This is a genomic window from Alistipes dispar, assembly GCF_006542685.1.
Lineage (GTDB): Bacteria > Bacteroidota > Bacteroidia > Bacteroidales > Rikenellaceae > Alistipes > Alistipes dispar.
Genome location: NZ_AP019736.1, coordinates 224261 through 236897 on the forward strand (window position 1 = coordinate 224261; position 12637 = coordinate 236897).

Below are 12637 nucleotides of genomic sequence, written 5' to 3' on the forward strand. Positions count from 1 at the left end.
TTTTATAACCATGCAAAAATTCTGTTTTTGGAAACGGACGCTCCTCGCGGCTGTCATGCTGACGCTGGGAGCGGGTCTGGGTTCGTGTTCGGACGACGACACGAACGACGACACCACGATCCCGGAGATCGAGGTGACGCAATCGCTGCTCTTCGACTGCGCCGAGACGCAGACCAAAGAGCTCGAAATCAAACTCAACGGCAAGATCGACTGGAAGATCGAAACCAACGCCGACTGGATCGAAACCGCCCCCGCGAGCGGCAAGGGTTCGGCGACGGTGAAAGTGACCGTTCCCGCCAACGAAACGTCGCGCACGGGTGTCATCACGGTAACGGCCACGGGGTACATGGGCATCACCGACGAGGGCAAATGCACCGTGAAGCAGACCCCGGGCGGCGTGGACGAAGGCCCTGAGACGAACGTGGCCGAAATCCGCAGCCTCGTGCTGGAGAACGAGCCGGGCGGCGACGAAACCGACCTGTCCGACGAAATCCGGGCCAAGAGCCTGCAAGGTATCGTCGTATCGGACAAGGGGGGGGGAAACCAGCAGCCCTTCATCGTCAATATCGCCGATGACACGCAGGAGGGCGGAGCAGGCGTAGCACTGGAAATCAGCCAGAGCAACAACACCTTCGAGCCGGGCGACGTGATCGCGGTTTCGCTCTCGGACGCCACGGCGCAGCTCTTCAACGGTCTGCTCCAGATTTCGACCCACAACAAACCGGAGCTCGTCGAGCGCATCGAACCGCTCGATCCGGTAGTCATCACGGCCGACAAGATCGGAGCGTACGAATCGCAGTACGTGAAGATCGAGCACACGCAGCCCGAGGCAAGCGAATCGGGCACGTGGAACAGTTCGAGCAACAAGGGCAACGTCTCGATGGAGACCCTCGACGGCCAGTCGTATAAAATCCGCACCATACAGAACGCTTCGTTCGCCTCGGAACCCATTCCGACCGACAAAAGCGGCTCGATCGCCGGTATCGCCGGCATCTACAACACCACGTTGCAGCTCTCGCCCCGCAACATCGACGACATCCAGCTCACCGAAGAGCGTTTCACTGTGACGGGCTCCGACGCCACGCTCGAAGAGGTGCTCGCCGCCGAACCCGGATCGACCTTCTCGGTGAAAGAGGCCACGGTCATCGGCCACAACGAGCAGGGCGTGCTGCTCCAGCAGGGCGACGCCCGCATGTACGCGTTCAAGGGCGCGGCTCACGGGCTGGAGGACGGCGACATCGTGACCGTGACGGGCAAAACCGAAAGCCGCAACGGCCTGTTGCAGTTCGGCAAGGGCTGCTCGTTCGACAAGACGGGCCACGACGACAACCCGGCCCGACCCGAACCCGCCGTCTTCTCGGCAGCCGAAATCGAAGCCTACATGGATGCTCCCGAGGTGAAATACGTGACCTATACGGGCGTGGTGCTCGTGTCGGGCAACTACACCAACGTCGAAATCGAGGGGACCTCGGTCCAGGGAAGCCTCGACTACATGAGCGAAGACTTCAAAAAGAAATACAACAACCACGAGGTCGAGATCACCGGCTGGCTCTTCGGCTCCTACAAGAGCTACATGTACACCATCCCGGCAGAGGTCGAAGACCTGGGCGAATACGAGGAGGTGGTTCCCGAAGGGGCCATCTATTACAGCACGTTCGACAAGGAACTGGCCTCGCAGACCTACGGAACCGGTTCGTCGTGGCCCTACCTCGACCAGTTCGACGGATGGATCAACCACAAGGGTTCGGGCGCAAACGACGTGACCTACGACTTTAAGAGCATGTCGGTACGCGCCAACCAGTCCTCGAAGGGCGACCTTTCGCTCTACGACGGTTCGGGCAAGAACAACATCTTCTTCAGCACCGCACCCAACCATTTCACGATCGAAAAGATCGCCGTGACGGACCGCAACCTGCAGCTCTCGTTCGGCGCGCAGCGGTATGCGCAGGGCGCGTCCAACGCCTTCCTCAAATCCAACTTCGAGGTGCGCGTCTCGCAGGACGGCCAGACTTGGTCGCAGGCGCTCGAATACGACTTCGACGTGGCCGACGATCCGGGCCAGTGGCGTCTGGCCAAGGCCGACTTCACGCTGCCCGAAGGCGTATCGACGCTCTATATCAAATTCGTGGCCGTCACCAGCAGCGTGAACCGCATCGACGACGTGCTGCTCAAAGCCGGCAACGGCGGCCAGCAGATCGTTTTCGGCGGCAGCGAGGAGATCGAAAAATCCACGATCGCCGACGTGCTCGCCGCACCGACCGACAAGAAATACGCCATCGAGGGACAGGTGATCGCCACGCACACCAAAGGGTTCCTCGTAAAGGACGCCACGGGCACGATCCTCGTCTTCAAGAAGAACCACGGCACCGAAATCGGCGACAAGGTGGCCGTTACGGGCCCGACGACCGAATACGGCGGCATGAAGCAGTTCGACGAGACGAGCGAAATCGAGACGCTCGGCAAGGGCTCGTTCACGCAGCCCGCGCCCGATAAGTACTCGGCATCCGATTTCGACGCCTATGTGAAGAATCCCGCAATCCGGTACGTGGAGTACGTGGGTACGCTGACCTCCTACCGCGACGAAATCTACCAGATGCACTACAACGTGCTGGTAGATGGAACCGCCGTGCAGGGTTCGGTGCTCTACCCCAACGGCGACCTCAACGTGGAGGCGCTCGTGGACCGCGAAGTGAAGGTGACGGGATACGCCATCGGCGTCTCGGGATCGACGACCAAATACCTCAACACGATGACCGTATCGCTCGAAGCCACCGAACAGGAGACCATGCCCGACGAGAGTACGGCGCTGACGGTCAGGGAACTCAACGAGAAGCTCGCCTCGGCGACCGCAGGCGACAAGCTGAAAGACCTGGTGGCCGTAAAGGGTTACGTGGCGGCCAACAACGAGGGCGGCAACCTCTATCAGGTGATCTCGCTGGTGGACAACACGGGCGAAGCCAAGAGCGGCATCATCATCAAGGGAGAGGACCACACGGAAAAGACGCTGCCCGTGGGCACGAAGGTCGTGGTCAGCCTCCGGTATGCCGAATACGACAATTACCAGGGACTTCCGCAGTTGCTGAAGGCCACGGTATTCGCAACGGAGGAGAAGGCCGAAATGAAGGTCCCGGAGATCACCGACGCGGAAGCCGCCGATTACCTCGGCCAATACGTGACGGTGAAGAACCTGACGCCCGCCAAAGACGCTAAGACGTGGGTGGTGGACGGCAAGACCACGACGACCGACTTCACGGGCGAAACCGGCGAGACGATTCCCGCCCGCGTAACCCGCTACGCGGAGTTTGCAGACGAGAAGATCGCCCAGAAGACGGCGAACCTGACCGGCGTGATGGAGGTATATAAAGGAACCTACCAGCTCTATCCGACCAGCCGTGAGGACGTAGCCGGGTTCAGCGAGAAATAGCCCCGCACCGGGCGTACCGGGGAATGCCCCGCACGTCCGCCGAGTTCCGGCGGCCGTATGCAGCTACGAAGCTCATACGGCCGCTTTTTCATGCCCGGACGGTCGCCGGCGCCGCAATTTGTGCGGGCGAACGGGCAAATTATCCCCCGAAGCGTTTGCAGGGCTTTTATTTTATCGCTACCTTTGTCCGAATCATATCCCGAACAGCCCCATGCACAAATCCGGCTTCGTAAATATCATCGGCAACCCCAACGTCGGGAAATCGACGCTGATGAACGCCCTCGTCGGCGAACGGCTCTCGATCATCACCTCCAAGGCGCAGACCACGCGCCACCGCATCATGGGCATCGTCTCGGGCGACGACTTCCAGATCGTCTATTCCGACACGCCGGGCATCCTCAAACCCACGTACAAATTGCAGGAGTCGATGATGAAGTTCGTCACGGGCGCGCTGACCGACGCCGACGTGATACTCTACGTCACCGACACCGTCGAGCAGAGCGAACGCGCGGCCGGGATCATCGACCGCATCAACCGCAGCGGCATCCCGACGATCGTGGTCATCAACAAGATCGACCTCTCGACGCCTGCGGCGCTCGACGCGCTGGTCGGGAAATGGCAGGCGGAAATTCCCGCGGCGCGGATCGTGCCGGTATCGGCCAGGGAGGGCTTCAACGTCGAGGGCGTGTTCCGGACGATTCTCGACCTGCTGCCCGAAGGCCCGGCCTTCTACCCCAAAGACACGCTCACGGACAAGACGCTGCGGTTCTTCGCCTCGGAAATCATCCGCGAAAAGATCCTGCGCTTCTACGACAAGGAGATACCCTACTGCTGCCAGATCGAAATCGAAAGCTACCGCGAGGAGCCGGCGATCGACCGCATCGCGGCGACGATCTACGTCTCGCGCGAGTCGCAAAAAGGCATCCTGATCGGCCACAAGGGCGAAAAGCTCAAGCGTGTCGGGCAGGCCGCGCGCGAGGACATGGAGCAGTTCCTCCAGAAGAAAGTGTTCCTGCAACTCTTCGTCAAGGTCAGCGAGGACTGGCGCAACGACGACCGCCAGCTGCGGCGCTTCGGTTACGAGCTGGAATAATAAACGAACAGAAAAGCACGTTTGGGAAGCAGCATGAGCGAAAAATTGCGGAAACTCGTCGTCGGAATCCTCCTTGCGTGGGCGCTGCTGTGCGGTGTCCGGGCGCAGGCACAGTACAACCGGGAGTATTTCTTCTGGGTCGGGCGGTCGTGCATGATGAACAACGACTACCAGGAGGCCATACGCACGCTCAACACGCTGCTGCGCTTCGACGAAAAGGCCTACGAAGGCTATTTCCTGCGCGGCATCGCCAAATACAACCTCGACGACCTGCTGGGCGCCGAGGCCGACTTCTCCACGGCGATCCGCCTCAACCCGGTCTATACGCAGGCCTACACCTACCGCGCCATCACGCGCTCGCGGCTGGGGAACTACGACGACGCCCTGCAGGATTTCCGCGAGGCGATCGAGCTGCGGCCCGACCTGCCGGGCCCCTACTACAGCCGCGGCGTCACGCGGCTGCTCAATCAGCAGTTCCGCGAGGCGATCGACGACTTCGACATGTTCATCCGGCAGGAGACCAAGGTGGCCGACGCCTACATCTGCCGGGGCCTGAGCTACCTCCACCTCAAAGACACCACGCGCGCCTACGACAACTTCAACCTGGCGATCCGCACCAACCGCGAAGACCCCAACGGCTACAACCGCCGGGGCGGGCTCCATCTGGAGCAGGAGCAGTACGAAGAGGCCGAGGCGGACTTCAACAAGGCCATCCGGTGCGATTCGAACTACCTGCTCTCCTACTTCAACCGCGCGCTGGTCTATAACGCGACCAACCGTCCGATGCAGGCCCTCGCCGACTTCGACAAGGTGATCCGGCTCGATTCGACCAACTCGCTGACCTACTTCAACCGCGCCATGCTGCGCACGCAGATCGGCGACTACAACCGCGCGCTGGAGGATTACGACCGCGTGGCGCTCTACTCGCCCAACAACGTGCTGGTTTACTACAACCGGGCGGGGGTTTACGCCCAACTGGGCGAGCTGGAGAAGGCCGTCGCGGACTACACCTCGGCCATCGACCTCTACCCCGACTTCGCCAACGCCTACATCTACCGCGGACGGCTGCGCGAGGTGCTGCGCGACCCGAAAGGGGCCAAGCGGGACCTGGAAACGGCGCAGCGCAAGATCGCCGAATACCGCTCGCGGCTGAGCGACAGCACCTACTCGATCTACGCCGACACGACGCAGCGCTTCGACCGCCTGCTGTCGTTCGACAGCAAGTTCGCGGGAGGCAGCTTCGACCGCATCACGGGCCACAACGGCGGACGCGAGGAGATGCGCCTGCTGCCGCTGTTCAAGTTCACGCTCATGCGGCCCGACACGGCGGCCGCGCCGAACCCCTACCGCTTGCAGCGCGTGGAGGATTTCCTCGCCCGCGTCGGCGACGACCTGCTCACGCTCTCGTGCCGCGAAAGCAACATCGCCCCCGACTCGCTGCTGGCCATCGACCGCCGGCGCGCCGAGGAGCTCAAAGCGGGCGACGCATCGTGGATCACCCAGTTCGAACGGGGCGTGTCGCAGGCGCTCATCAAGCAGTACACCAACTCGGTGAACACCTACACGGCGGCCATCGACCGCAACCCGTCGAATCCGTTCCTCTACTTCAACCGTTCGACCACGCGGGCCGAAATGATCGACTTCATCTCCTCGATCGACAACTCCTACCAGCGGATCACGATCGACTCCGACCCGGCGAACCGGCTCAACAACAACTCCAAACGCACGTACAGCTACGACGAGGCGGTGGCCGACCTGAACAAGGCGCTCAAGCTCTTCCCCGACTTCGCCCACGCCTACTACAACCGGGCCAATCTGCAAGCGCTCTCGGGACGGCTTCCCGAAGCGTTCGAGGACTACACGAAGGCCATCGGGCTGAACCCCTCGTTCGCCGAGGCATACTACAACCGCGGCATCGTCCAGATCTTCATGAAGGACACGCGCAAGGGCTGCCTCGACCTCTCGAAGGCCGGCGAGCTGGGCATCACGGAGGCCTACGAGGTGCTGAAACGCTATGCGCAAACCCAGGACTAATCCAACAACGATAACTTTATGACAGAAACGATCCAACGAAAAATCAACGACTCGGCATTCGCGCGGTGGACGGCGCTGGTGCTGATCGCCTCGACGATGTTCTTCGGATACATGTTCGTCGATGTGCTCTCTCCGCTGAAAAACCTGCTCGAAACCTCGCGGGGCTGGAATTCGACGGTATTCGGACTCTACGGAGGCTCGGAATTCATTCTCAACGTGTGCGGATTCCTCATCGTGGCGGGCATCATCCTCGACAAGATGGGCGTGCGCTTCACGGGGCTGCTCTCGGCCTCGCTGATGGTGGCCGGAGCCGCCGTCAAGACCTACGGCATCAGCGAATACTTCTGTCAGGGAGGATTCGGATTCGAGTTCTTCAGCTCGTTTCTCACGGACATTCCGGCCAGCGCGAAACTCGCCTGCCTGGGCTTCATGATCTTCGGCTGCGGAACCGAAATGGCGGGTATCACCGTCTCGAAGGCCATCGTCAAGTGGTTCACCGGAAAGGAGATGGCGCTGGCGATGGGTCTCGAAATGGCCATCGCCCGGCTGGGCGTCTTCGCCGTGTTCAGCCTCTCGCCGTGGGTGGCCGAGCTGGGGTCGCCGAGCGTCGTGCGCCCGGTGGCCGTGGTCGGCGTCCTGCTCTGCATCGGCCTCCTCACGTTCCTCGTCTTCACGGTCATGGACCGCAAGCTCGACCGGCAGACGGGTGCAGCGGCCGCAGCGGGCGAACCGGAGGAGCAGTTCAAGGTCAGCGATCTGCGCAGGCTCTTCACCAGCGGGACGTTCCTGACCGTGGCGGCGCTCTGCGTGCTCTACTACTCGGCGATCTTCCCCTTCCAGCGCTTCGCCACGGACATGCTCCAGAGCAACCTCGGCATCACGGCCAAGCAGGCCTCGGACATCTTCCGCTGGTTCCCGATCGGCGCCATGGTGCTCACGCCGCTGCTCGGCTCGTACCTCGACCACAGGGGAAAAGGCGCGACGATGCTCCTGCTCGGCGCGATCCTAATGACGGCCTGCCATCTGATCTTCGCGCTCGTGCCGCTGACCCCGCTGATCGCATACAGCGCGATCATCCTGCTGGGCATCTCCTTCTCGCTGGTTCCGGCGGCCCTCTGGCCCTCGGTTCCGAAGCTGATCGAGAACCGCCTGCTCGGTTCGGCCTACGCCGTGATCTTCTGGATTCAGAACATCGGCCTGATGGCCTTCCCCATCATCATCGGCTGGTCGCTCAACGTCTCGAACCCCGGCGTCGCGGAGCAGATCAAGGAGGGCGTCGAAGGCGCAGCCTACAACTACACCGTCCCGATGCTCATCTTCTCGTGTCTTGGAATCGCCGCCTTCCTGCTCGGCCTCTGGCTCAAGGCGCAGGATCGCAGCAAGGGATACGGGCTGGAACTGCCCAACATCAAGAAGTAGCCCGAGCTACCCCGAATAAATGAAGAAGAAGAAGGGCCCGGCGCATGTCGCATGCGCCGGGCCCGCTGTTTTCTCGACGGCAGGCGTCCCGCTCAGCGCTCCGGAGTGCCGGAAACCGACCCGTAAAGCTCCGTCACGCGGTCGCACATCCGCTCCCACGAGAAGCGGCGGCGCTCCCCGACGCAGTTGCGGCGGAAAAGCGCCAGCGTTCCGTCATCGGAAATCCGTTCGACGGCCGCGGCGATCGCCTCCGCGGTCGGGGCGCAGACATACCCCACCTTCCCGTCGGGCACGATCTCGGCCAGGCCTCCCACGTCCGTCACGACCATCGGCGTACAGAACTGGTAGGCGATCTGCGTCACGCCGCTCTGCGTGGCCGTCTTGTAGGGCTGCACGACGAAATCGGCCGCCGAGAAGTAGTCCTTCACGCCGGCGTCGGGAATGAAGCGGTCGTGCAGCAGCACCTCCTCTCGCAGGCCGCTCGCGGCGATCTGTTTCAGATAAGGCTCCTTCGCTGTATAGAACTCCCCCGCCACAATGAGCCGCCGCCCTTCGGTCCGCCCCCTGCGCTTCAGAAGCGCCCATGCTCCGAGCAGCAGGTCCAGTCCCTTGTAGTCGCGGACGAGACCGAAGAAAAGCACGTAGCGCAGCGCCGGGTCCAGCCCCAACCGTCCGCACGCCTCGGCACGGGGAACCCGTTCGCCGAAGTTCTCGAACAGCGGATGCGGCGAGAAGAGCGCCGGCGCGGCGGTATAGGCCCGCAATTCGCGGTGCACCTGTTCCGACATGTATATGAAACCGTCCACGGACGAAAGGAAATAGCGGTTGAACGGCCGGTCGGAAAGGTGGCGTTCGTGCGGTTCGACATTGTCGATCTGGCACAGCACTTTCGTATGTCCGTTGCCGCGTGCGAGGCGGGCGATCGTCCCGAAGCAGGGCGCCATGAAGGGCGTCCAGTATTTCAGCAACACGAAATCGGGCCGTTCGCGGCGGATCGTGCGCCCCACGGACAGCCAGTTCAGCGGATTCACCGTATTGACGCACCGCCGGATGCGCAGGTCGGCGGGCGGAGGCGTCGCCACGGTCTGGCTCTCGCCGGGAAACAGCAGCGAGGGATATTGCAGCGTGAAGGTCTTGATGTCCACGTCGTCGCCCCTCCGCAGGAAAGTGCGGGCCATGATCTCCAGAATCGAGGCCAGACCGCCCCGGTAGGGGTGTGCGGGACCCAGTACGGTAATTTTCATAGGCTCCGGATACGGCCGCGGCGGCGGTTCCCGTCCGGAACCCGAAACCCGCCGCAGACGGTTTTCCGTTCACAAATATAACCGAAAAAACGGAATCCGCCGCACGGGATTCCGTTTTTCGCTTCGCGCCCGGCCGGCCGGGCAGGTCCGTCCGGGACCCGGAAGGTCACTCCTCTCCGCCGCTGCGGCCGAAACTCCGGGAAGCCTGCTCGCTGCCCGCCGCGGATTGCAGCGCCAGATACTCCCCGCCGTAGTCGATCAGGTTCTGCAGCTCGGTGCGGAACGTGTCGAGGTGCCGCTCCTCCTCGGCGATGACGTCCTGAAACATCCTGTGCGTCACCGCATCCTTGCACTCGGAGGCGATGCGCGAAGCCTCGTTGTAGGAGTCGATCGTGCTCTGTTCGAGCTGCATGGCCAGGCGCAGCATCTCCTTCGGCTCGGTGATCCGACGGGTGCGGAACGAGGGATTCATGTCCACGTCGCCCTGCAAAAAAAGGATACGGTCCGAGAACTCCTCGATGTGCCGCATCTCGGCGATCGAAATCTCGCGCAGTATCCGCGAAAGATAGCGGTAGCGGTCGTCCTCGAAATGGGTGTGGAAATACATGTATTGCAGGGAGGTGGCGATCTCCTTGCCCACGGCATCGTTCAGCAGGTCGATGCTCACCCGGTACTTGTTCTCCGTCTTGACTTGAGTTTCCATAATAAAACAGGTTTTACGGCACGAGCTGCAAAACCCGTTCCACGCGACCTCCGCACGGGAACTGCCGCGCCCTGTCCGACGGGAAAGCGCGCATTTCGGCCGGAAAGGGCCATCCGCCGCACGGGTGCGGCCGGTTATTTCCACTCGACCGAGGCGCGTACGGCGGCCGGTCCGCCGTCGCCCGCGATCTCGAACAGCGCCGAACGTTCGCGCAGTTCGCAGCCGACGGCGAGCGTCTGACCGTAGCGGCACTCCTTCAGGAAATGGATGTCCAGCCGGACGGGATCGCCCGAGGTCAGCAGCTCGAGCGGCAGCATGTCGAGCATCATCTCGATATAGCGCATCGTATTGACATGGCGGTTGAAGTCGATGTCGCTGTAAACGACCCGGTGCTCGGACCGCTGCGTGGGGTTCACCTCGCGGATCTTGCGGGGGCGCTCCGTCGGCGAAGGGGCATCGACGATGGCGTCGGCATGGGCGTCGCCCACCCACGAAAGATCGACCGCCGAACGCGTCCGCAGGTCGATCATCGCCCATTGCGACACGGCGCGGCCGAACTCGCGGCCCGAGACGTCGGTAAGCGTGAAATTACGGGTCGAGAGCACCCGGCCGTAATCGCTGATCCACGTGGCGACGGTATAGTCGGTGTACTGCACGGGCTGGAAATCGAACTCGATCGCCATGCGCGAAAGCACCCACGAGTGGTTGTCGGCATTGAGCGCATCCACGCCGAATCCCTTGCCGTGGGCGTCGATGCCCGCCGTGTTGAGAATCGCCGCACCGAGCGACGGAATCGTCGCCCGCAGGGTGAAATCCACCTCCTGCGGCTCGACGCGATAATTATAGAGCGATTTTTCTGCCATCGGTCCCGTTTTTTCGTTTTCGACAGGAACAAAGATAGGAATTTTTCCTATATTTGTTTTCGCAACCCTTAAAAACGAACGACTATGGAAACGAAAACGCTCGACTTCTCCGAAACGCTGCGGGACTCGCTCTGCATCGGCATCAAGAACGCCCCCTCGATCATGGCGGCCGTCGTGCTGTACCTCGTAACGATCTGGATTCCCTATATCAACATCGGTACGACGATCGCCATCACGCTCCTGCCCACACAACTGGCCAAGGGCGAGGTGATAAACCCGGCGAGCATCTTCGACAGCAAGTACCGCCGCTACATGGGCGAATACCTCATCACGACGGGTCTGATGATCCTGCCGATCCTGATCGCCTTCGCATTCCTCTACATCCCGGGCATCGTGCTCTCGCTGGCCTGGTCGCTCTCCTACTACTTCCTCATCGAGAAGGGCAAGAACCCGATGGAGGCCATCAAGGCTTCGAACGACGCCACCTACGGCAGCAAATGGACCATGTTTTTCGTGATGCTGGTCTTCTGCATCGTATTCGGCGTCACCTTCGGCATCCTCGGCGCGGTATGCAGCCTGATCGACGTGGGGTTCATCACCTTCCTGGTCATGTTCGCGCTCGTCGTGCTGGCCATCTCCATCGACATGGCCATCGAAGCCTCGATCTGGAAACAGTTGAAGGACAACGTGGAGTAGAGATTCCCTCCCATGCAACCGCAAGACGGCCTTGAGGGTCGTCTTTTTTACTCCACGAAATAAAAAATTATCGAAAAACGATAAATATTATTTGTTTTTCGGAATCAAATAGCTATATTTGCCCAAGAAACAGACGAACAACACCGAACATGCAGAACAAAAAAACACTCCTGCAACGCCTGCTGGTCATCTACATCACGTTTTTCATCGTGCTGGTGGCGAGCATCGCGCACAGCGTCCTGACCGACTTCACGCGGGGAGCCGCCGAGGGGGTCGAACTCGGCGAGGACATCGCCGAGAAATGGAGCTCGGGGACGCCGCGCATGATCTACATGCTGGACAACATCCGGATCACGGAGACGCCCGACGACGCCATACGGATCGCTCCGGCGACACCCGGAGCGGAGGTCCGCGCCGAAGTCAAACGCCTCGGACTGGTCGTCGAGGAGCCCGCGCCCGGCGCATCGCCGCTCTCGCTGGCGTTCCGCTCGATCGGCGGCAGCGGATGGCTTTACGCGCTGGTGCTGCTCGGACCGCTCTTCTACGCCGTAATCATCGTGCTCATGTTCATGATAATCCATTCGCTGCGCCGCTCCATACGCGAAGAGCGCACGCTCGACAGGCGCAACGTCTGGTATCTGCGCTCGATCGGCCTGCTGACGATCGCCGCAGAGCTGATCGGCTCGGCCGTGGACTGGGTGATGAGCCGCCGCGCCGCGGAACTGCTCGCCGGAAACGGCTATGCCGTGGACACGGGATTCCACGTCTCCTACTCCATGGTCATCATGGGGATTCTGATTCTCTTCGCCGCCGAAGTCTTCGCCATAGGCCAGAACCTGAGCGAGGAACAGAAGCTCACGATCTAATACCGCAACGACTTATGCAATCCGTACGAACGACAAACGAAGGGGGGGGGAAGAGATGGCTATAATAATCAACATAGACGTAATGATGGCCAAACGCAAAATGTCGCTGGGCGAACTGGCCGAACGCGTGGACATCACACCCGCCAACCTCTCGATCCTCAAGAACGGAAAGGCCAAGGCCATCCGTTTCTCGACGCTCGAGGCGATCTGCCGCGAGCTGGACTGCCAGCCGGGGGACATCATCGAATACCGTCCCGAACCGGCCCCGGAAGAGTAAGAAACCCATTTTAATACC

General features: G+C 61.4%; 10 protein-coding genes. 7 read left to right on the forward strand and 3 right to left on the reverse strand.

Annotated elements, in window-relative coordinates; all coding sequences use genetic code 11:
- Nucleotides 1–10: 10 nt before the first annotated feature.
- The 4 genes from FME97_RS01235 (at nucleotide 11) to FME97_RS01250 (ending at nucleotide 7970) form a co-directional block, all read left to right on the forward strand.
- Nucleotides 11–3424, forward strand: a complete 3414-nt coding sequence (locus tag FME97_RS01235; protein ID WP_162502040.1) for a DUF5689 domain-containing protein — start codon at nucleotides 11–13, stop codon at nucleotides 3422–3424.
- Between the two features lie 211 nt (nucleotides 3425–3635).
- On the forward strand, nucleotides 3636–4517 hold the full coding sequence (era, locus tag FME97_RS01240) for a GTPase Era (RefSeq protein ID WP_141427491.1): 882 nt from the start codon (nucleotides 3636–3638) through the stop codon (nucleotides 4515–4517).
- A 33-nt stretch (nucleotides 4518–4550) separates the two neighbouring features.
- Nucleotides 4551–6551, forward strand: a complete 2001-nt coding sequence (locus FME97_RS01245) for a tetratricopeptide repeat protein (RefSeq protein ID WP_232522908.1) — start codon at nucleotides 4551–4553, stop codon at nucleotides 6549–6551.
- Nucleotides 6552–6569: 18 nt separating this feature from the next.
- Nucleotides 6570–7970, forward strand: a complete 1401-nt coding sequence (locus FME97_RS01250) for an MFS transporter (RefSeq protein ID WP_179954819.1) — start codon at nucleotides 6570–6572, stop codon at nucleotides 7968–7970.
- A 92-nt stretch (nucleotides 7971–8062) separates the two neighbouring features.
- On the opposite strand, the gene FME97_RS01255 is transcribed toward FME97_RS01250, so the two are convergent.
- The 3 genes from FME97_RS01255 to FME97_RS01265 all read right to left on the reverse strand — a co-directional run bounded on the left by FME97_RS01255 (nucleotide 8063) and on the right by FME97_RS01265 (nucleotide 10780).
- The gene (locus tag FME97_RS01255) at nucleotides 8063–9214 is read right to left on the reverse strand and encodes a glycosyltransferase (RefSeq protein WP_141427493.1); all 1152 of its coding nucleotides are present in this window, start codon (nucleotides 9212–9214) and stop codon (nucleotides 8063–8065) included.
- Between the two features lie 166 nt (nucleotides 9215–9380).
- Nucleotides 9381–9917: a ferritin-like domain-containing protein gene (locus tag FME97_RS01260; protein WP_141427494.1), complete on the reverse strand. Its 537-nt coding sequence runs from the start codon at nucleotides 9915–9917 to the stop codon at nucleotides 9381–9383.
- A 134-nt stretch (nucleotides 9918–10051) separates the two neighbouring features.
- Complete coding sequence (locus FME97_RS01265) at nucleotides 10052–10780, reverse strand: acyl-[acyl-carrier-protein] thioesterase (RefSeq protein WP_141427496.1); 729 nt, start codon at nucleotides 10778–10780, stop codon at nucleotides 10052–10054.
- 84 nt (nucleotides 10781–10864) lie between these two features.
- Between FME97_RS01265 and FME97_RS01270 the strand changes: the two genes are divergently transcribed.
- The 3 genes from FME97_RS01270 (at nucleotide 10865) to FME97_RS01280 (ending at nucleotide 12619) form a co-directional block, all read left to right on the forward strand.
- Nucleotides 10865–11476, forward strand: coding sequence for a hypothetical protein (locus FME97_RS01270; RefSeq protein ID WP_141427498.1), 612 nt, complete (start codon nucleotides 10865–10867; stop codon nucleotides 11474–11476).
- 149 nt (nucleotides 11477–11625) lie between these two features.
- Nucleotides 11626–12342, forward strand: coding sequence for a DUF2975 domain-containing protein (locus FME97_RS01275; protein WP_141427500.1), 717 nt, complete (start codon nucleotides 11626–11628; stop codon nucleotides 12340–12342).
- Between the two features lie 55 nt (nucleotides 12343–12397).
- Nucleotides 12398–12619: a helix-turn-helix domain-containing protein gene (locus FME97_RS01280; RefSeq protein ID WP_141427502.1), complete on the forward strand. Its 222-nt coding sequence runs from the start codon at nucleotides 12398–12400 to the stop codon at nucleotides 12617–12619.
- The last annotated feature ends 18 nt before the right edge of the window (nucleotides 12620–12637 follow it).

What these genes read in the sequence shown, in the direction of transcription:
- FME97_RS01235 (WP_162502040.1), top strand. Translation starts at nt 11, where the DNA reads ATGCAAAAATTCTGTTTTTGGAAACGGACGCTCCTCGCGGCTGTCATG.
- era (WP_141427491.1), top strand. Translation starts at nt 3,636, where the DNA reads ATGCACAAATCCGGCTTCGTAAATATCATCGGCAACCCCAACGTCGGG.
- FME97_RS01245 (WP_232522908.1), top strand. Translation starts at nt 4,551, where the DNA reads ATGAGCGAAAAATTGCGGAAACTCGTCGTCGGAATCCTCCTTGCGTGG.
- FME97_RS01250 (WP_179954819.1), top strand. Translation starts at nt 6,570, where the DNA reads ATGACAGAAACGATCCAACGAAAAATCAACGACTCGGCATTCGCGCGG.
- FME97_RS01255 (WP_141427493.1), bottom strand. Translation starts at nt 9,214, where the DNA reads ATGAAAATTACCGTACTGGGTCCCGCACACCCCTACCGGGGCGGTCTG.
- FME97_RS01260 (WP_141427494.1), bottom strand. Translation starts at nt 9,917, where the DNA reads ATGGAAACTCAAGTCAAGACGGAGAACAAGTACCGGGTGAGCATCGAC.
- FME97_RS01265 (WP_141427496.1), bottom strand. Translation starts at nt 10,780, where the DNA reads ATGGCAGAAAAATCGCTCTATAATTATCGCGTCGAGCCGCAGGAGGTG.
- FME97_RS01270 (WP_141427498.1), top strand. Translation starts at nt 10,865, where the DNA reads ATGGAAACGAAAACGCTCGACTTCTCCGAAACGCTGCGGGACTCGCTC.
- FME97_RS01275 (WP_141427500.1), top strand. Translation starts at nt 11,626, where the DNA reads ATGCAGAACAAAAAAACACTCCTGCAACGCCTGCTGGTCATCTACATC.
- FME97_RS01280 (WP_141427502.1), top strand. Translation starts at nt 12,398, where the DNA reads ATGGCTATAATAATCAACATAGACGTAATGATGGCCAAACGCAAAATG.